Annotated in this window: 15 protein-coding genes and 2 pseudogenes; 7 read left to right on the top strand and 10 right to left on the bottom strand. The window is 72.1% G+C overall.

Annotated elements, in window-relative coordinates; genetic code table 11:
- Genes ABS64_RS05800 through ABS64_RS05790 form a run of 3 tightly spaced genes read right to left on the bottom strand, consistent with a single transcriptional unit; the run spans position 1 to position 3494 of the window.
- A complete protein-coding gene (locus tag ABS64_RS05800; protein ID WP_292681777.1) occupies positions 1 to 1938 on the bottom strand; it encodes a M3 family metallopeptidase in 1938 nt (645 codons plus the stop codon).
- A 55-nt stretch (positions 1939 to 1993) separates the two neighbouring features.
- A complete protein-coding gene (locus ABS64_RS05795) occupies positions 1994 to 2785 on the bottom strand; it encodes an ATP-binding protein (RefSeq protein WP_292681774.1) in 792 nt (263 codons plus the stop codon).
- Between the two features lie 40 nt (positions 2786 to 2825).
- A complete protein-coding gene (locus ABS64_RS05790; RefSeq protein ID WP_204946491.1) occupies positions 2826 to 3494 on the bottom strand; it encodes an NUDIX hydrolase family protein in 669 nt (222 codons plus the stop codon).
- 95 nt (positions 3495 to 3589) lie between these two features.
- On the opposite strand from ABS64_RS05790, the gene ABS64_RS05785 reads away from it, so the two are divergent.
- The 4 genes and pseudogenes from ABS64_RS05785 (at position 3590) to ABS64_RS05770 (ending at position 11179) form a co-directional block, all read left to right on the top strand.
- Positions 3590 to 4240: an alpha/beta fold hydrolase gene (locus tag ABS64_RS05785; protein ID WP_292681769.1), complete on the top strand. Its 651-nt coding sequence runs from the start codon at positions 3590 to 3592 to the stop codon at positions 4238 to 4240.
- Positions 4241 to 4474: 234 nt separating this feature from the next.
- Positions 4475 to 5086 (top strand): annotated as a pseudogene (locus ABS64_RS05780) (ATP-binding cassette domain-containing protein); the annotation flags it as partial.
- Between the two features lie 462 nt (positions 5087 to 5548).
- Positions 5549 to 10372 (top strand): DEAD/DEAH box helicase, encoded by a 4824-nt coding sequence (locus ABS64_RS05775; protein ID WP_292681766.1) that lies wholly within the window; start codon positions 5549 to 5551, stop codon positions 10370 to 10372.
- A 33-nt stretch (positions 10373 to 10405) separates the two neighbouring features.
- Positions 10406 to 11179: a DNA-formamidopyrimidine glycosylase family protein gene (locus ABS64_RS05770; protein ID WP_061683095.1), complete on the top strand. Its 774-nt coding sequence runs from the start codon at positions 10406 to 10408 to the stop codon at positions 11177 to 11179.
- Between the two features lie 164 nt (positions 11180 to 11343).
- Here the strand turns inward: ABS64_RS05770 and ABS64_RS05765 are convergent, their stop codons facing one another.
- Positions 11344 to 12006, bottom strand: a complete 663-nt coding sequence (locus tag ABS64_RS05765) for a YitT family protein (protein ID WP_005050581.1) — start codon at positions 12004 to 12006, stop codon at positions 11344 to 11346.
- Between the two features lie 89 nt (positions 12007 to 12095).
- Between ABS64_RS05765 and ABS64_RS05760 the strand changes: the two genes are divergently transcribed.
- The 3 genes from ABS64_RS05760 (at position 12096) to ABS64_RS05750 (ending at position 14102) form a co-directional block, all read left to right on the top strand.
- Positions 12096 to 12503 carry a UDP-3-O-(3-hydroxymyristoyl)glucosamine N-acyltransferase gene (locus tag ABS64_RS05760; RefSeq protein WP_005050582.1) on the top strand — a complete coding sequence of 136 codons (408 nt, stop codon included), beginning with the start codon at positions 12096 to 12098 and terminating at the stop codon, positions 12501 to 12503.
- A 196-nt stretch (positions 12504 to 12699) separates the two neighbouring features.
- The gene (locus ABS64_RS05755) at positions 12700 to 13326 is read left to right on the top strand and encodes a LysR family substrate-binding domain-containing protein (protein WP_292681756.1); all 627 of its coding nucleotides are present in this window, start codon (positions 12700 to 12702) and stop codon (positions 13324 to 13326) included.
- Positions 13327 to 13376: 50 nt separating this feature from the next.
- Entirely contained in the window at positions 13377 to 14102 is a 726-nt protein-coding gene (locus tag ABS64_RS05750) for a GMP synthase (protein WP_292681753.1), read from the top strand.
- A 24-nt stretch (positions 14103 to 14126) separates the two neighbouring features.
- Here ABS64_RS05750 and ABS64_RS05745 read toward each other — a convergent pair whose 3' ends face one another.
- From ABS64_RS05745 to ABS64_RS05720, 6 genes and pseudogenes are all read right to left on the bottom strand, one after another.
- Complete coding sequence (locus ABS64_RS05745) at positions 14127 to 14942, bottom strand: tryptophan-rich sensory protein (protein WP_292681751.1); 816 nt, start codon at positions 14940 to 14942, stop codon at positions 14127 to 14129.
- 276 nt (positions 14943 to 15218) lie between these two features.
- Positions 15219 to 17024, bottom strand: a pseudogene (treZ, locus tag ABS64_RS05740) (malto-oligosyltrehalose trehalohydrolase); the annotation flags it as partial.
- A gap of 42 nt (positions 17025 to 17066) precedes the next feature.
- Entirely contained in the window at positions 17067 to 17213 is a 147-nt protein-coding gene (locus ABS64_RS05735; protein ID WP_157557036.1) for a hypothetical protein, read from the bottom strand.
- Positions 17214 to 17310: 97 nt separating this feature from the next.
- The gene (locus tag ABS64_RS05730) at positions 17311 to 18555 is read right to left on the bottom strand and encodes an amidohydrolase (protein WP_292681744.1); all 1245 of its coding nucleotides are present in this window, start codon (positions 18553 to 18555) and stop codon (positions 17311 to 17313) included.
- Entirely contained in the window at positions 18552 to 19199 is a 648-nt protein-coding gene (locus ABS64_RS05725) for a VOC family protein (RefSeq protein ID WP_292681741.1), read from the bottom strand. The genes ABS64_RS05730 and ABS64_RS05725 overlap by 4 nt, the downstream gene beginning before the upstream one ends.
- Positions 19200 to 19217: 18 nt before the next feature.
- Complete coding sequence (locus tag ABS64_RS05720) at positions 19218 to 19841, bottom strand: alkylhydroperoxidase domain protein (protein ID WP_292681739.1); 624 nt, start codon at positions 19839 to 19841, stop codon at positions 19218 to 19220.
- Position 19842: the final 1 nt, after the last annotated feature.

The raw sequence follows: 19842 nt of genomic DNA, 5'->3' as shown, positions 1-19842 counted from the left end.
TCAGGCGCCGGCGAGCCAGGCCCGGTAGGCGTCGAACGAGGAGTGCCGCCCCAGGAAAGCCTCGACGAGCGCGGTCGCGTCACGACTGCCGCCCGGCTCGAGGATCTCGCGGCGGTAGCGGGAGGCCGCCTCGGCATCCATGAGGTCGCCGCCGAAGCCCGAGAGCAGGTCGCGGGCGATGACGAGGCTCCACTGATACGTGTAATAGCAGGCACCGTAGCCGGTGAGATGACCGAATCCGGCGTACGGGTGCCGTCCGCGCAAGGGCTGCACCGGGCTCGTCGCGGCGTACCAGTGCTCCGTGGCCGCCTGCAGGTCTTCCGGGCGGTCGACGTGCAGGTGGTACGACACGTTCGCGTGGCCGAGCTGGCGGCGCACCTCCAGGGCCCGCCCGAACCCGTCGGCGACGCGCATCTTGGCGACCAGATCGGCCGGGATCGGCTCGCCCGCGGCGTTCGCGGTGAACGAGGCGAGGACCTCGGCATCCCACGCCCACTCCTCCAGCAGCTGGCTGGGTGCCTCGACGAAGTCCCACTCCGTCGCGACACCCGAGAAGCGCACGAAGCGCTGCGCGCCGCCGAGGATGTCGTGCACGAGATGGCCGAACTCGTGGAAGAACGTGACGACTTCGTCGTGGGTCATCAGCCCGCGCGCGAAGTTGCACAGCAGCACCGCCTCGGGCAGCACGCGTCCCGTCACGCCGGGCGCGAGGGGGAAGCACGCGGCGTGGTTGTACTTGCCGTCGCGCGGATGCAGGTCGAGGTGGATGCGTCCAAGCCGCTCGCCCGTGCGAACGACGTCGTACGAGCGCACATCGTCGTGCCAGGTGGGGATCTCGACGGGCACGTACTCGACGTCGAGCAGGCGCGCGGTCGTTCCGAGCACGCCCGGCAGCACCCGATCGAAGGAGAAGTACGAGCGCACGAGCTGAGCGTCCACGTCGTGACGCTCACGGCGCAGCGCACTGAGAAGGTAGAAGAAGTCGGCGATCGTGACCTCGGTCGCCGCCGGGTCGTCCTGCTGCAGCCGTTCGAGCAGCACCGGGTACTCACGAGTGGCCGCGTCGGCCGATGCGTCGTCGAGACGCGCGAGGAACTCGGCGATCGCCGCACTGCCGCCGTCGACACGATCGGCGCCGATCATGCGCGTCTCGGTCTCGTAGTCGGCCCAGTCGCGGTAGCCGAGCAGCTGCGCACGTTCCGCGCGGACGGCCAGCAGCTCGGCGAGGACAGTGTCGTTCACCGGCCACGCGAGGTCGTTGTAGGCCGCGACGAGCGCCGTGCGCGTCGCCCGGTCGGTCGCGTATTCCCGCACCGGCATGAGGTCGGTGTACTCAGTCGTGAGCACGATCAGCCCGTCGTCGTCGACGGGGTGCGCGTCGATGAAGTCCTGCGGCAGACCCGCCAGTGCCGCGGGGGCGACGCGGATCTCGCGCCGTCCGTCGCGGATGTTGCGTGAGAACTCCAGACTCAGCTCCGTGTCGCGGTCGGTGAGCACGCGCACACGCTCACGATCCGCCGCAGGAAGGGCGACGCCCCCGCGGTGGAAGTCGCGGCGCACCTGCGCGAGCAGCCGCGCCTGCTCGGCGTCGAGAGCGTCATCGGTGAGAGCCTCGAATGCGGCGAACAGCTTCGCGTCGAGAAGGCGGGATGCCGAGAGCGCCTCGAGCGCCTGCACCTGCTCCTCCGCGATGCGGCGCACCTCGGCATCCGGGTGCGCCTCACTCAGCAGGTAGGCCTCGCACGTGGCCTGCCGGAGCGCCAGATCGGCGTCGTTCCACAGGTCCAGGCGCGTCGCGGCATCCATCTCGTCCGCCGCATCGATGAGGCGGGCGTCGACATCGGCGACGAGAGCGACAGCGGCGGCGGGTCGTCCGGACGCGAACGCCACCCAGTCGTCGGCGTCGGTCGGGAAGACGAGAGGCTCGATCGAGGTCATGATCCGAGCCTACGTCGGGGCTGCGACCTCAACGATCGGCGATCACGCGGGCGTCTCATCGCCGGTTGGGCCGGAAGTGGCGGGCGACGTAGGTGACGGCTTCGTCGACGCCGAACGCCCGGGTCGAGTTGCCGACCCGCACCCACAGCTCGGTGCCGCCGCCCTGGGCGACGAAGACGGGCTCGGGTGCTCGCGGGCAGCGCACGGCGCAGACCGTGGCGCCGTCGATCTCGGCGAAGCGGATGCGCGGCATGGCGGCCGCGTTCTTTCCGAGGCTCGTCGCCAGCATGTCGCGCAGCCAGAGCTCGAAACGGTCGGCGTCGGGGGTGCGCAGGGTCGCGAAGTCGCGGTCCAGCCCGTGGACGCGACCCGCGTCGTCGACGCCGATGAGCAGTGTTCCGCCGGAGCTGTTGAGAAAGGCGGCGACGGTTTTCGCGACCACCTGCTCCATGCGGGCGTCCTTCTTGTCGTCACGGACGTTCCAGCGCGCGGTCTCCTTGAACTCGACGCGGTCGCTCTCGCCCCTCTCCAGGAGCGCCGCGACGTCGATGGCGCCGTCACGTCGCAGCAGTGCGGCGATGCCCGCGACGAGGAACGACAGCCCGAGGCTGCTGCCGACCGCAAGCAGCAGCGCCGTCGGCATCCACAGTCTCAGCCCGACGAAGAACCAGCCCGCCAGGAAGAGCCCGAGGCTCACTCCCAGCAACGACACGATCGTCATGACCGACAGCGGCAGGGACAGCCGAGCGCCGAAGAGGCGACGCAGCACCCACGCGATCATGAAGGACAGCAGCAGCGCGAGCGGCAGCGCGCCGGCGACCTCGACGAGCATCTCACTGCGGGGCACGGCGATCACCTGAAGACGAGGGACAAGGGACGACGGGCGATCAGCGCAGCGCGCCGACGCTGGCCAGAGCCAGGCGGATGAGCGTCGAGCGCCCGCCCTCCATTTCGGCAGCCAGCGCCTCCGACGAGGCCTCTTCGGGGGTCATCCAGGTGACCTCCAGAGCATCCTGGCGCGGCTCGCACGTGCCGGTGACCGGGATGACGAACGCCAGCGACACCGCATGCTGACGGTCGTCGTGGAAGGCGCTGACCCCGGGCAGCGGGAAGTACTCGGCCACCGTGAACGGCACCGGCTGCGGCGGAAGCTGCGGGAAGGCCATGGGCCCCAGGTCGTTCTCGAGGTGACGGAAGAGGGCATCACGGACCGTCTCGCCATAGCGCACCCGCCCCGACACGATCGACCGGGTGATCTCCCCCAGCGGCGTCGCCCTCAGCAGCACGCCGACCTGCGTCACCGCACCCACGCCGTCCGTGCGCACCGGCACCGCCTCGACGTAGAGGATCGGCAGCCGCCGACGGGCCTCGGCGAGCTCGACGTCGCTCAACCAGCCGGGGTTTCCGGCGCTTTCCGGAGCCGGCGAGCCGAACGTGCCGTCGCCGAGGGGGTGGCCGGGCCGTCCCCCGCCGCTGCCGAAGCCGCGCAGCGGGTCACGGGGGTTCCCGTCGTCGTCGCGTTCGTTCGGATCGGGGTCGGGGGTGCGAACGGCCATGCCTCCATGTATACCCGTACCGCCGCCGGTGGCGCGCCCGTGCCGTCGGCCGGGCGGCGACGCGAGTGTCGGCGCCCCCTGCGAGGATGGTGGTCATGAGCGCAATCGCGATCGACGACGAGGCCGTCCTCTGGTCGGAAAGCCCCGAGACGCGGGCGGGCAGACCCCTCCTGCTGCTGCTGCACGGATACGGCTCGGATGAGCGCGATCTTTTCGGGCTCGCTCCCTTCCTCCCCGACGCGTTCGTGCTGGCCGCGGTTCGTGCGCCGCTGGCGCCGCCCTTTCCCGCCCCCGGCTGGTCGTGGTATCCCATCGAGGGACTCGACGGCCGCTCGAGCGGAGCGGTGACGGCCGCCGCCGACGCCCTGATCGCGTGGATCGATCGGGCGACGGATGCCGAGACGATCGGCATCCTCGGCTTCTCTCAGGGCGCCGCGGTCGCTCTGCAGGCTCTGCGCCTGCAGCCCGAGCGTTTCGCCTTCGTCGTGAACCTCGCCGGCTACGCAGACCCGTCACCCCTTCCGGGCGACGAGGTGCTCGCCGAACGTCGCCCCCCGGTCTTCTGGGGCCGCGGCGCCCGCGACGAGGTCATTCCGCCGCCCGCGGTGGCCCACACGGTGCAGTGGCTGCCCGCGCACGCGGAGCTGAGCGGCCGGGTCTACGCCGGGCTCACCCACAGCGTGTCGCAGGAGGAGCTCGACGACGTCCACGTCTTCCTCGACAAGCAGCTCGCCGCCGCGGGCTGACCCGGCTGTGGCCTTCGGCGTAGGGGTGGGTTAGGCTGTCGGCGTTCTTGTCCCGACCGTGAGGAAGACCGTTGAAGGGTTTCGACGCCGCGCTGTGATCCCGCGCTGAGCCGTCGACCCTCCGTCCCTCCTCGGACACCGGGTTCTCCGACGCGTCGGCGCATCTTTATCCGCGCCGGCCGTCGATCCCTCCCGTCGTCTCGTCAGTGTCATCGACACCGACAGGAGGCACCCATGCCCCACGCGTCTCCCGCGGTCGTGCTCGACCGCGTCACCTTCACCTGGCCCGACGGCACCGTCGCTCTCGACGACGTCTCCGCGGCCTTCGCCGCTGTGCGCACCGGACTCATCGGACGTAACGGCTCCGGCAAGTCCACGCTGCTCGGCCTCATCGCGGGCACCCGCGTCCCGGCATCCGGCACCGTCTTTCGCAGCGGCACCGTCGATGTGATGCCCCAGCGGCTCACCGCCGACACCCGCGTCGCGGCACTCTTGGGCGTCGATGGGGCGCTGGATGCCGTGCGGGCCATCTCGTCCGGCGACGTCGATCAGCGCCACTTCGACGCGGTCGGCGACGACTGGGACATCGAGGCACGCGCCACGGCTGCGCTCGCCGAAGCGGGCCTTCCCGAGGACGCTCTCGACCGACGGGTGGGCGCCCTCTCCGGTGGCGAGGCCGTCCTCGCCGCCCTCGTCGGCGCGAGACTGCGCGGAGCCCCGATCGCGCTTCTGGACGAGCCGACCAACAACCTCGACCGTGACGCGCGGGCGCGCGTGCACGATCTGGTGCGCAGCTGGCGCGGCACGCTCATCGCCGTCAGCCACGACACGGCGCTGCTGGAGCTGACCGACTCGCGCGCTTTCTGCTCCGCGCAGACACGGTGCTGCGGCCCGTGGCGGCGCTGGCCGCGTTCCGCGGCGCCGTCGTGCTCGTCAGCCACGACGACGGGTTCCTCGAGCGGATCCGCCCCCACCTCGTGCTGGAGCTGCGCGAGGGCGTGCTGACCGAGATGCGGTTCGAGTGAGCGCGGATGCCGCGGGTCGCGGCATCCGCGGGGTCGACCGGCGCGAGCGCCGCGGCACGGGTCAGCTCGTCCGTTCCGTATTCAGTCCGCGCGAACGCGACGGCGGCGCGCGGACCCGGGTTCTCCAGGCGCCGGCGGGGTCCGGGGGCGGAGAGACTGAGGACGGAACAGGGCGAGCGGGGGACGGCGGGGCGCGCGCCGCAGCCGCGGCGTCCGGGTGCGCCCGTGTACGCCCGGCGCGAGCATCCGCCCGCGTGTCGGAGGTCCGCGGGATGATGGAGCGATGGCTGATGTGCTGGAGCGGTTCGGTCCTGCGACCCAGGACTGGTTCCGTGGTGCCTTCGCCCAGCCCACGAGCGCTCAGGCGGGGGCATGGGACGCGATCTCCGCGGGCAAGCACGCCCTCGTCGTCGCGCCCACCGGGTCGGGCAAGACGCTCTCGGCGTTCCTGTGGGCGATCGACCGCGTCTTCCGCGAGAAGGCCCCGGCCGCAGCGGCGGACGATGCCGATGCGCGCAAGAAGAGGGCGGCGAAGAAGAAGACGGATGCCGCGGGCACGCACATCCTCTATATCTCTCCGCTCAAGGCTCTCGGTGTCGACGTCGAACGGAACCTCCGGTCGCCGCTGGTGGGAATCGGGCAGTCCGCGCGACGCCTCGGCATCCCCCTTCCCGAGGTCACCGTCGGCGTGCGCTCCGGCGATACGCCGGCCGCCGATCGCCGCAAGCTCATCGCCGACCCGCCCGACATCCTCATCACGACGCCCGAGTCGCTCTACCTGATGCTCACGTCGCAAGCGGCCGAGACCCTGCGCGACGTCCACACCGTCATCGTCGACGAGGTGCACGCCGTCGCCGCCACCAAGCGGGGGGCGCACCTGGCGGTCAGCCTGGAACGGCTCGACGCCCTGCGCCGCGGCGACGATCCCGATCGCCCTGCCGCACAGCGCGTCGGGTTGTCGGCGACGGTCCGGCCGATCGACGAGGTCGCGCGCTTTCTCGGCGGCTCCGCGCCGGTCGAGATCGTCGCCCCGCGTGCGACGAAGGCGTTCGATCTGCGCGTCGTCGTGCCGATGGCCGACATGCTCAACCCGCCCCCGCCACCCGAGCGGGCCGACCCCGAGACGAGCGCGGAGACGGATGCCGAGGGCGACGGGGACTGGTTCACTCCGTCACAGCCGTCCGAGATCACCGGATCGGTCTGGCCGCACGTGGAGGAGGCCATCGTCGACCGCGTGCTCGCACACCGCTCGACGATCGTGTTCGCGAACTCGCGACGTCTCGCCGAGCGTCTCACGGGCCGCCTCAACGAGATCTACGCCGAACGGCTCGGTCTCGACCTTCCCGAGCAGACCGTTCCCGCCGCCACGATGGCCCAGGCAGGAGCGAGTGCCGGCGCCCCACCGGAGCTGGCAAAGGCCCACCACGGCTCGGTCTCGAAGGAGCAGCGTGCCCAGGTCGAAGACGAGCTGAAGCGCGGCATCCTGCGCTGCGTCGTCGCGACGAGCTCGCTGGAGCTCGGCATCGACATGGGCGAGGTCGATCTGGTGATCCAGGTCGAGGCACCGCCGTCCGCCGCCTCGGGCCTCCAGCGCGTCGGACGCGCGGGCCATCAGGTGGGCGAAGTGAGCCGCGCCGCCCTCTTCCCCAAGCATCGCGGCGATGTGCTGCACACCGCCGTCGTGACGGAGCGGATGCTGGCGGGCCAGATCGAGGCGATCAGCGTGCCGCAGAACCCGCTCGACATCCTCGCGCAGCAGACGATCGCCGCGTGCGCGGTGGGGCCGGTCGACGTCGAGGGGTGGTTCGAGACGGTGCGGCGCTCGGCACCGTTTCGCACGCTGCCCCGCTCGGCCTACGAAGCGACGCTCGACCTGCTCGCGGGCAAGTATCCCTCCGACGAGTTCGCCGAGCTGCGCCCCCGCGTCGTCTGGGACCGCGATCACGGCACGCTCACGGCGCGCCCCGGTGCGCAGCGCGTGGCGGTCACGAGCGGCGGCACGATCCCCGATCGTGGCTTGTTCGGCGTCTTCGTCGCCGGCGAGACGCGCAACGCCCGCGTGGGCGAGCTCGATGAGGAGATGGTCTACGAGTCGCGCGTGAACGATGTGTTCACCCTGGGCACCACGAGCTGGCGCATCGTCGAGATCACCCACGATCGCGTCAACGTCCTGCCCGCGTTCGGTCAGCCGGGAAAGCTGCCGTTCTGGCACGGCGACGGGCTCGGCCGCCCCGCCGAGCTGGGCGAGGCCCTCGGCCGGTTCTCGCGCGAGGTGGCGGCGGCGGATGCCGAGAAAGCGACCGCACGCCTGCGCGAATCGGGGCTCGACGACAATGCGATCGGCAACCTGCTGGCCTACCTCGACGAGCAGAAGGAGGCGACCGGCAGCCTTCCGACCGACCGCACCCTCACGGTCGAACGCTCGCGCGACGAGGTCGGCGACTGGCGGATCATCCTGCATTCCCCGTACGGCATGCACGTGCACGCGCCGTGGGCCTTGGCCGTCAACGCGCGCATCCGCGAGCGCCTGGGTGTCGAGGGCTCGGCCGTCGCGAGCGACGACGGCATCATCGCGCGGGTACCGGATGCCGAGAGCGAACCGCCCGGAGCGGAACTGTTCGTCTTCGAACCGGACGAGCTCGAACACCTCGTGACCGACGAGGTCGGCGGCTCGGCGCTGTTCGCCTCCCGCTTCCGCGAGTGCGCGGCACGCGCCCTGCTGCTGCCCCGCCTCAACCCCAACAAGCGCTCGCCGCTGTGGCAGCAGCGTCAGAAGTCGGCCCAGCTGCTGGAGGTGGCGAAGAACCACCCCACGTTCCCGATCATCCTCGAGACGCTCCGCGAAGTGCTCCAGGACGTCTACGACCTCCCGGCGCTGCTGCGCATCGCCCGCTCCATCGGCGACCTCCGCATCCGTCTGGTCGAGACCACCACGAGCACCCCCTCGCCGTTCGCCCGCGACCTGCTGTTCGGCTACGTCGGCGCCTTCATGTACGAGGGTGACTCGCCCCTCGCCGAGCGGCGCGCGGCGGCACTGTCGGTCGACCCCGCCCTGCTGGGCGAGCTGCTCGGCAAGGTCGAGATGCGCGAGCTGCTCGACCCCGCCGTCATCGCGCAGTTCGAACGCGAGGCCCAGCGGCTCGACCCGTCGCGGCGCGTCCGCGGGCTGGAGGGCGTCGCCGATCTGCTGCGCCTTCTCGGACCGCTCGACGCCGCCGAGGTCGCGGCGCGACTGGCAGAGACGGCCACGCCGACGCAGGATGCGTCTGCCGGCGCCGCACACACCGCCACCGCGACCGCAGCAGCACCTCCCCCGTCGGATGCCGAGGCCGACGCGGCCGCACACGGGGCGGCATCCGCCTTCCTCGACCAGCTCGTCGCCGCGCGCCGCGCGATCCGCGTGAGTGTCGGCGGCGTGGAGCGAGTCGCGGCCATCGAGGACGCCGGCCGGCTGCGCGACGCTCTGGGAGCCGCGCTGCCCGTCGGCATCCCGCTGGCCTTCCTCGAACCCGTCGTCGACCCGCTCGCCGACCTGATCGCGCGCCACGCGCGCACGCACGGCCCGTTCCGCACGGCCGATGTCGCCCGCCGGCTGGGCATCGGCGCCGCCGTGGCCCGCCAGACGCTGCAACGCCTGGAGTCGCAGGGGCGCGTGGCGAGCGGCTTCTTCCTGCCCGAGGGGGCGGCCCCGCGATCGGTTCCCGGCGACGAGGGCGGCGCCCGCACCGGCGTCGATGACCTGGAATGGTGCGACAGCGAGGTGCTGCGACGTCTGCGCCTGCGCTCCCTCGCCGCGATCCGCGGCACCGTCGAACCGGTGGCGCCGGCCTCCTACGCGCGCTTCCTCCCGGCGTGGCAGCACATCGCCGGGGCGGCCGGCGGACGTCCACTCGAAGGCGTCGACGGTGTGCTCGCCGTCATCGAGCAGCTCGCGGGCGTGCCCCTTCCGGCGAGCGCCTGGGAGTCGCTGATCCTGCCCCTGCGGGTGAGCGACTACACACCGGCGATGCTCGACGAACTCACCTCGACCGGCGACGTCGTCTGGTCGGGCCACGGCTCGCTGCCGGGCCGCGACGGTTGGATCGCCCTCCACCCGGCCGACACCGTGACCCTCACCCTCATCCCGGCCGAAGACCCGGAGGAGCCCTCCGCGGCGGAGCAGCGCATCATCGACGCGCTCCGCGCCGGTGGCGCGTTCTTCGCCGGTCAGCTGGCGGCGATGACGCAGGCGACGAGCGAACAGGCCGTCGTCGACGCGCTCTGGAACCTCGCCTGGACCGGACGGGTGACCAACGACACGTTCGCGCCCGTCCGCGGGCTCCTCGCCGGGGGCTCGCAAGCCCATCGCACGACACGACGCGCGCCCCGCGCCCGGATGTTCCGCGGCACCTCCATCCCGACGACCCTGACGGCCGCGCGCGCCGCCGCACCGCGCGCGCCGATGGCCGGGGGACGCTGGTCGCTGCTGCCCGAGCCGTCCGCCGACGGCGCACTGCGCGCGACGGCCTCGGCGAGCCTTCTCCTGGAGCGCTACGGCGTCGTCACGCGCGGCAGTGTGCAGGCCGAGGGCATCCCGGGCGGGTTCGCGCAGGCGTACCGTGTGCTCGCCGGATTCGAGGATGCCGGGCACTGTCGCCGCGGCTACTTCATCGAGAAGCTCGGGGCCGCACAGTTCGCGGCATCCGCCACCGTCGACCGCCTCCGCGAGTACGCCGCTCTTGCCGACCCGCCCCCGCGTCGCGCCGTGACACTCGCGGCCACCGATCCGGCCAACCCGTACGGCGCCGCGCTCGCCTGGCCGGCGCTCGAGGGCGTCGCGCATCGTCCGGGACGCAAAGCCGGCGGACTGGTCACGCTCGTCGACGGTGAGCTGGTGTTCTACCTCGAACGCGGCGGCCGATCGGCGCTCGTGTTCGACGACGACGACGAGGTGCTGGCCGCCGCGGCCGCGAGCCTCGTCACGACGGTGCGCACCCATCGCCTCGACACGCTCACGGTCGAGCAGGTGTCCGGAGCCTTCGTGTACGGCACCGCGGCGGGGCGCGCCCTGCAGGCCGCAGGGTTCGTCGAGTCCAGCCGCGGCCTCACTCTGCGGCGTCAGCGATGAGCCGCCTCACCGCGTGCCCGCCGGGAGCCGGTCGTGCCTGAGGGTGACACCGTCTTCCGCACGGCGCGGCGGCTGCACGAAGCGATCGCCGGCGCCGAGGTCGCACGCTTCGAGCTGCGCGTGCCGCGGTATGCGACGGCCGACCTCACCGGCGAGGTCGTGCACGAGGTCATCCCGCGCGGGAAACACCTCCTCATGCGCATCGGCTCCTTCACGCTGCACTCGCACCTGAAGATGGAGGGGCGCTGGCTGGTGTTCCGCCGCGGCGAGCGGTGGCGCGCCCCGGCGTACCAGGCGCGCGCGATCGTCGGCACCGCGGAGGTGGATGCCGTGGGCTTCGAGATCGCGATGGTCGACCTCGTTCCCACCGCCGACGAAGACGAGCTGGTCGGCCACCTCGGCCCCGACCTGCTCGGCCCGGATTGGGATGCCGAGGAGGCCGCGCGGCGCATCCTCGCCGATGACCGGGCCGTCCACGTCGCGATCCTCGATCAGCGCAACCTCGCGGGCCTGGGCAACGAGTACGCCAACGAGCTGCTGTTCGTCCGCGGCATCCTTCCGACCACGCCCGCCGCCGCCGTCGATGCGGCCGGTCTCGTCGAGACGGCCTCGCGCATGATCCGGGCGAACCGCGACCGCGCGTCGCGCACGTTCACCGGCGACACGCGTCCCGGTCGGCAGAACTGGGTGTACCGCCGCGAGCGCAAGCCGTGTCTGCGCTGCGGCACGCCGATCCGCCGCACCGAGCTCGGCGCCACCGAGACCAGCGAGCGCATCGTGTTCTGGTGCCCGCTCTGCCAGACCTGACCGCACCCTCCCGCCCCGCCACGACGGCGGAGCCGCCGCAACAGATGCGGATCGTCGCAACAGAATCGGATGCCGCGGCATCCTTCGATCCGCATCCGTTGCCGATCCCCGCATCCGGTGCGGGCCGGGCCGCCGCGCCGGGCCGGGCCGGGCCGGCCCGCACCTCAGCGGCCGAGGTAGCGGCCGGGGCGGTGGTTGAGGGCGAGGACGAGGTTGAGGAGGATCGCACCGACGGCGCTCATCACCACGTTCGGCCAGGGCACCACCAGCAGCGCCAGCGCGACGATCAGCACATCGAAGATCATCATCGTCCAGCCCGCGCGGAAGCCGGTGCGGTCCTGGATCTCGAGGCCGACGATGTTGATGCCGCCGACGCTGCCGCGGTGCCGGAAGAGGATGAGCACCCCGACACCGGCGAGCAGGTTCCCCGCGAGAGTGCCGTACAGCGGCTCGAGACCGCTGATCGGGAAGAGCGCGTCGTGCAGCGGGGCGAGCCCGGAGACCAGCGCGATGCACACGATCGTGCGGATCGTGAAGTCCCACCCGCGCCGCCATACGGCCAGCAGCGCGAACGGCACGTTGACGGCGGCGAACAGCACCCAGAACGGCCAGCCGGTGGCGTACCCCAGCAGCAGCGAGAGCCCGGCGGTGCCGCCGGTGACAGCCCCCGCCGCATGCAGCAGGTGCAGGCCCACGGACACGAGGAACGTTCCTGTGAGGATGCCGAGAATGTCCTCCGCGACCGAGTGATCTTGGGTCTTGGCTTCGAAGACAAGAGTGGGACCGGTCGTCGGGTCGGCCTCCGCAGGTGTGGTCACAGCATCCATCTTCGCAAGCCACACGCGACCCGGCGTCACGGGACCGACCGTGGGAATGATCCGGCGGTCACCACCGTTGCGGATACCAGGAGGGATTCGTGGGTAAGAACTACATCGACATCGAAGACGAGCGCGGACAGACGCTGCGTTATCGCAAGCACGTCAACGGCCGCGGTCTGATCGCCAACGGCGCGAAGGTGCACGCCTCGGCCCTGGTCGAAGCGGGCGCGTATGTCGAACCGGGCGCGCAGATCGCTGCGGGCGCTCACATCGGCCGCGGCGCATGGATCGAACCGGATGCCGTCATCGGCCCGGACGTCGAGATCGCCCCGCACGCGCACATCGGATCGGGCGCGGCGATCGGCCCTCGCGCCAAGATCGGCGTTCGTACCGTGGTCGGCGCGCACGCACGCGTGGCGGGCGGATCGCTCATCGGCGACGACGAGCAGATCGCCGACGGCGAGCGCGTCGCGACCGACCGTCGGGGCCTTCGCCTCGCCGCCTGAGCCGCGGCGCCGGCGGGGGGATACGCTGGCCTGCATGGCCGGACGCGGAGCAGCAGGAGCAGGCGGGCGTGGCGGCCAGCCCGCGCGGCCCTCGGCATCCTCTCGCCGTGCTCCTCAGAAGAGTGGGACGAAGAAGGGCGCTGCCCGCACGGGTGCGGCGCCCAAGCGCGCGAGCCCGAAGCCGGAGACGTCAACGGTGGCCGACGCTGCGCGCCGCCCGTTCCGCCTCGGCGCGGTCGAGGGCGCCACTCCCGGCAAGTGGATCGGCACCTGGCGTGAGCGGATGCCGCACGTGGCCCTCGAGCTCGTGCCGCTGACCGTCGCCGACCAACGGCAGGCGCTGGCGACGGCATCCGTCGACGCGGCACTCGTGCGACTGCCGCTAGACCGCACCGACCTGCACCTGATCCCCCTTTACGACGAGGTGCCCGTCGTCGTCTGCGCGGCCGACTCCCATCTCACGGCCGCCGACGAGCTGACTCTCGCCGACCTGGTCGGAGAGGTGATCATCGCGCCGCAGCATCCTCCCCTGGAGCTCGAGGTGGCGGGCGGCGAGATGCCCCGCTTCGCCCCGCCGGAATCCGTCGCCGACGCGATCGCGATCGCGGCGTCGGGTGTCGGGGTCGTGATCGTCCCGATGTCGCTGGCGCGGCTGCACCACCGGAAGGATGCCGCGCACCGCCCGCTCACCGACGGACCGACCTCGAGCATCGCTCTGGCGTGGCCGGCCGCTCCGGCGACGGGACCGGACGCCACGGCCGCTGCGTTCGTCGAAACCTTCATCGGCATCGTCCGTGGGCGCACCGCCAACTCGTCGCGGTGAGCGGCGTCACACACCTGCCCCGTCGGAGCATGCCCGCCTAGACTCTCGACATGTCTCCGCTCGTCTACGTGTGCGCCCGCCCGCAGCAGGGTGCGGCAGCGGCCGAGTACGAATCATTCCGTCAGGCGATGCGCCTGGACGAGAACGAGTTGGAACGCTGGGATCTCGTGCGCGACCCGTGGCCCGCCGACGCGGCCCGACGCTGGCGCGGTGCCGTCGTGGGCGGCAGTCCCTTCAACGTGACCGATCCCGAGTCGGCCAAGACCGACGCGCAGCGGCGCCTGGAGGGCGATCTCGCCCAGCTGGCGCACGCCGCGGCATCCGGCGAGACCGCCGCACTGTTCACGTGCTACGGCATCGGCGTCGCGACGCGCGCGCTGGGCGGCGAGGTGACCCGCGCGTACCCCGAAGACACGGGACCCACGAAGATCACCCTGACGGCGCAGGCCCAGCAGGATCGCCTCTTCGGGGGTCTCGCGTCGACGTTCGCGGCACTGACGGCGCACAAGGAAGGCATCGGGCGCCTCCCCGAGGGGGCCGTCCTGCTCGCGACCAACGACGCCTGCCCCGTTCAGGCCTATCGGCTCGGCGACACGCTCTACGCGACCCAGTTCCACCCCGAACCCACCGGCCGGGCATTCACCGAGCGCATGGCCGTGTACCGCGACGACGGCTACTTCGCGGCCCCCGACTACGACCGCATCGCCGCCCGCGTGCTCGCCGCGTCCCTCACCGAGCCGATGCGGATCCTCCGCGCCTTCTCGCAGACCTTCTGAGCGGGCAGGTCCGCGCGGCGTCGTTCAGTCGCCGATCGACCCGGCCACCACCCGACGCCGCAGCGTCGCGACCACGGCGGGGATCAGGATGACCGCCGCGACGACGAAGGCGGCCGTGGCGACGGCGGGCGCGTGCGGTTCACCGCTGGTGCGCGCGACACCGATCCACACGAGTCCCCACGACATCGCGAGAGCGGGAGCGATACGCCCGCCGGTGCCGAACGCGATCGCGATGCCCACGAGTGCGACCACCACGAGCACGGTGACCCCCCAGAGCTGCTGACTGTCGGCATCCATCGGCGAGACGACCTCGGCGGACAGCCACGCCGTGATGTTCGCGACGGTGGCCAGGCTCACCCATCCGAGGTGGATGCCGACGGTCGCGTCCATGAACAGTCGATCGCTCCACGTCTCGGCCGGCGTCTGGACGAGCACACGCAAGGTGGCGCCGAGCGCCGCCAGAAGCACGACGATCGCAAGGACCGTCAGCGCCAGCGTGAGGAACTGCGCCGTCAAGAGCCAGGCGCCGTTCAGCACGGCGGTGACGGCGATCCACCAGCCGGCGCGGCGCTGACGCTCCCGCGCGCGCTGGCGCGGCAGCGCCTGCCAGATCGTGTACGCGATCATCAGCACGTAGACGAGCGACCAGATCGAGAAGGCCGGTGTCGCCGGCGCGAGCACGGTGGCATCGGCATCCAGCGCCCCGCCCTGCAGCTCGCGCACATTGGCGCCGCCGAACAGGCCCGTCCCCACCATCGCCGCGATGATCATGAAGACCACCGTGGAGATGACCACGATCTGGCGGACGAGATCGGTACCGGTCGGACGGGAGTCGTCCATGCGACCCACGGTATGAACGGATGCCGCCGCGCACCAGACCCTTGACACGCGCCCCACCGGCGCGCGCCCCGGCGCTCGGGCCCCGCGGGTGTTCTGGCGCCCACCGAATCGGTGGCGCACACCGCGGCCTCACCCCGCGAACACCGCGGAACGCGCCACACTTTCCGCACCCGCCGAAAACAGGTGGCGCGACCAGCGGCCTCGCCCCCACGGATGCCGCAGAACGCGACACCGATTCAGCTCGCCGGCGCGCCGCCCACGCACCCGAGCGGGCGCTCAGTCCGCGGGCGTGTACACGGCGTGACCGCGGGTCGGTACCAGGCCGTCGCCGCCACGCGCACCGACGACAGCGGCGGAGTCGGCCGAGAGCACGAGGGGCCCGGCATCCACGAGATGCTCGTGCGCCGTCGTCGTCGCGAGCCACACCTCACGATCCGTGAGATCGACGGTCCACGGCTCGGGCGAGAGGTTCACGTACACCGACGCGGTGTCGCGGTGAAGGATCCATCGTCCGTCGCCGACGCTCTCGGCCGCGTGCCCTCGCTGGTCGGGGTCGGTCAGCTCGGCATGATCCCGCCGCAGTCGCGCGAGTGCCCGGTACAGCGACCGCAGGCGCGCGTGGGCGGGTTCGTCGAGTTCGGACCAGTCCAGCTTCGACCGCTCGAACGTCGCCGGATCGTTCGGGTCGGGCACGAGCGACTCGTCCCACCCCATTCGCGCGAACTCGGCTTTGCGTCCCTCGCGGGTCGCGGCGGCGAGCTCGGGTTCGGGGTGCGAGGTGAAGAACTGCCACGGCGTGGACGCCCCCCACTCCTCCCCCATGAACAGCATGGGGGTGCCGGGCGCCGTCATCGTGAGCACCGCCGCGACCTCCAGGCGTGCCGGCGTCAGCGACTGGCTGAGCCGGTCACCGGCCGCGCGGTTGCCGATCTGGTCGTGGTCCTGCGCGAACGTGACGAGGCGCCACGAGGGTACCGCCGCAGGAAGGGGCGCGCCCCAGTCGCGACCCCGGAAGGACGAGAACGTGCCGTCGTGGTAGAAGCCGCCCGTCCAGGTCTTGGGCAGTGCCTGCGGATCGGCGAAGTCGGCGTAGTACCCCTCGGTCTCCCCGGTGAGGGCGACGTGCACGGCGTGGTGCCAGTCGTCCACCCACTGCGCGGTCAGCCCGTACCCGCCGGCCTCGCGCGGCAGGATCATGATCGGATCGTTCAGATCGCTCTCCGCGATGAGGCTCAGCGGACGGCCGACGTGCGCCGACAGCGCGTCGACCCGCTCGGCGATCTCCTGCAGGATGTGCACCGGGCTCGATGCGGACTCGTGCAGCGCGTGCACGGCGTCGAGCCGCAGGCCGTCGACGTGCATCTCACCGAGCCACATCAGCGCATTGTCGATGATGTAGTCGCGCACCGCCCGCTGGTCGAGGTCGATGCTCGATCCCCACGTGGTGCTCTGCCCGTCGCGCAGGTACGGCCCGAACTCGGGCAGGTAGTTTCCGGAGGGGCCGAGGTGGTTGTAGACGACGTCCTGCACGACCGCCAGTCCCGCTCCGTGAGCCGCGTCGACGAAGCGTCGGTAGGCCTCCGGGCCGCCGTAGTCCTCCTGCACGGTGTACCAGAGCACGCCGTCGTAGCCCCAGTTGTGGGTGCCGTTGAAGCCGTTGACCGGCAGCAGCTCGACGTGTGTGACACCCAGCTCGACCAGGTGGGGCAGGCGGCCGATCGCGGCATCCAATGTGCCCTCGCGGGTGAACGTGCCGACGTGCAGCTCGTAGATCAACCCCCCGGCGAGTTGCCGTCCGGTCCAGGCGGCATCGCTCCATACGAAGGATGCCGCGTCGTCCCACGCCGACAGATCGTGCACCCCCCGCGGCTGGCGGCGCGAGCGCGGGTCGGGGCGCACGTCGGAGTCGTCGAGCACGAATCCGTACTCTTCGCCCGGGTTGGGCGTCGCGAGAGTCGTCCACCAGCCGGCATCCCGCGGCGTCATCTCGATGTCCGCAGCGCCGTCCGGGAGACCGGCCAGACGCAGTCGCACCCGCGCCGCACGCGGCGCCCACACCTCAATCGTCATGCGACCATCCTGCCCGTCACGGACGGGTGCCCCGCACCCCTTGACGCGGACGGCCTACGACGTGCCGTCGGAGTTGCCCTCGTCGTGTTCGTCGGGTGTCGGGCGGCGTCCGAGGAAGAAGAAGACGACGGCGAGCACGCCGAACGGCAGCGCGACCGCCCAGTTGTGCGACGCGCTCGCATCCTGCCGCGAACTCCGCATAATGTGACGTACTCCGCACCGGATGCCGCGTCTGCGTGCGGAGTTCGTCAGGATCTGCGGAGTTCGTGGTGGCGGTCGCCGCGGGCGGTGACGCGCGTCAGTCCTCCCAGCGCGAGGGACCGCCGGATGCCGCGAACTCCGCGGCCGCCGCGGCGCGCAACTGTGGGTCGGTCGTGTAGGTGACCGCCGTGGCGGCGAGGGCCGCCGCGGCATCCACCAGGGCGTCGACGGCCGCGGGGAGCACGGTGAGCTCGGCGAAGGCCGCGTTGTGCGGTAACACGTCGTCGGGTCCGCCGAGTCCGAGCGACGGGTGGATCGACGGGACGAGCCGGCTGACGTTTCCCATGTCGGTCGACGGCCCGCCCTGCGGCGGGGCGGCCGGTGCGGGGATCTCGTGTCCGCGGGCGGCGAAGGCCTCGGTCCACCGCGCGGTCAGCGCCTTGTTCGTCTGCAGCGGCAGGTACGGCGGAACCGGGTCGACGTCGATCTCGGCGCCGGTCCCCGTGGCGAGCGCGGCTCCCTCGAGAACGGCGACGACGCGATCGGTGAGCTCACGCAGCTGCCCGACCTCGGCGGATCGCACGTAGAAAAGAGCCGACGCCCGCTCGGGGACGATGTTCGGCGCGGCGCCTCCGTCGGTGATGATGCCGTGCAGGCGGTCGCTCGGCAGGATGTGCTGACGCAGCTGGGCCACGCTCTGGTAGGCGGTGACGACCGCGTCGAGCGCGTTGCGTCCGAGCCACGGCGCTCCCGCCGCGTGCGCCGCACGCCCGTGGAACGTCACCGCGACGCGGCGCACACCCGTCGTGCGCTGTCCGAGCACGGAGCTCGTGCCCGATCCGCTCGAGGGGTGCACCATGCCGGCGGCATCCACATCGTCGAAACCGCCGGCGCGGATGATGAGCTCCTTGCCGCCCCCGTTCTCCTCCGCGGGGGTGCCGATCAGCGACAGCCGTCCACCGAGGCCGGCGACCAGCGGCGCGGCCGCGAGGAACGCCCCCACCGCGACCGCCGCGATGACGTTGTGCCCGCAGGCGTGACCGATGCCCGGCAGGGCGTCGTACTCCGCGATGATCGCGAAGTGCGGGCCGGATGCCGCGGCATCCGCGGCCGTGCTCGCCCGCAGGGCGGTGTCGAGGCCGAACGCGCCCACCTCGGCATCCACACCGTGCGCGGCGAGCAGCGCCGCGATGCGCGCGACGGACGCACGCTCCTCGAACCCGATCTCGGGCTGGTCGTACAGCTCGCGCGCGAGCCGCGCGAGCTCGGGACGCAGGCGCTCGACGGCGGCCGCGATCTCCGCGTCAACCGCGGCCGGCGACGACGCCGCCTCGGCGCTCACAGCTCGACGAGCTCGCCGTCGGCGCGGCGGAGCGTCAGACGGAACCCCGACGCCTCGCCCGCCACGACCTCCGCGACGCCGTCGCCGAGACCGTAGGCCGCGAGGATCTGCTGCAGCGCCGCCGGGTCGGGCTCGGTGCGCACGAGCGAGACGAGCTCGATCGTGGGGATGTCGCTGAGCCCCGGCTGCGCCGTGGTGCCCCAGTCGATGAGGAACGGAACGTCGAGGCGACGGTTCTCGCCACGGGTGAGGCGCCATTCCAGGAGGGTTCCGTCCGGCGTGCGCCGCGAGAGGTCGCTGACGTCACCCGGGTCGTAGCCGCCCGCGCGCGCCGTGGCGACGGTGGCCTCGATGTCGGCCGGGTGCACGGCGTAGGCCTGCACGCGGGGCGCGTCGAGGGTGGCGATGCCGAAGGTCTCCGGCAGTTCCGGCTCGGGGCGGTCGGGGTTGGGGCCGATCAGCTCGATGTACTGCGGGCCGCGGCGGCCGTCGACGGTGAGGGCGACGAGCGCGTTGGCGGTGCCGGTAGGGTGGGCGCCGCCGGGTGCGGCGACGACGCCGGTGCGCTCGGCGAACCAGTCGACCAAGGCGGCCAGGTCGGGGCCGGCGATGACGACGTGGTCCAGAAGGGTGGGGATGCTCATGATGTCCTCGGTATGGGGTTAGCGGGTGGATGCGCGGCGGGCGGGAACCTCGGGCTCGCCGAGCGACAGCATGAGCCGGTTCGCCCAGTTGAAGAAAGCCGCGCCGCCGATGACGTCGACGATCTCGGCGTCGTCGAGACCGGCCGCACGCAGCCGTGCGATGTCGGCGTCGCCGAACGCGAGCGGGGTGTCGGCGAGGGCGACGGATGCCGCGACCACCGCGTTCCACGTCTCGTCGCCGAGGTCGGCCTCCACACCCTCGTCGAGAAGGCGCTGCACGTCGGCCTGCCGGCCCGACTCGCGCGTGGCGGAGGCCGCATGCACCGACGCGCAGAAGACGCAGCCGTTGTGGCGGGAGGTCGCCGCGGCGGCGAGCTCGCGTTCGGCGCGGCCGATGCCGCCCGACACGTTGTAGAAGATGTCGAGGTCGGTGAGGGTGCGGGCGCGCAGCGCCTCGGGGTCGCGGGCGAGCAGCCGGAAGTACGGCATCTTCGCGCGGGCCGGCTCGATGAGCGCGTCGCGCTGGGCGTCGGTGAGCTCATCCTCGGCCACGGGAAGAAGCCACGGCACCCAGCCGAGGCCTTCCTGCGTGTACGCGTCGGGTCGAGCCAGCCCGGCGTAGGTGGTGACGACGTCGGTCATG

It is taken from the genome of Microbacterium sp. SCN 69-37 (genome assembly GCF_001724435.1).
GTDB classification, from domain to species: domain Bacteria; phylum Actinomycetota; class Actinomycetes; order Actinomycetales; family Microbacteriaceae; genus Microbacterium; species Microbacterium laevaniformans.
The sequence above is the reverse complement of the archived record's forward strand: the minus strand, read 5'-3'. Positions and strand labels throughout refer to the sequence as shown.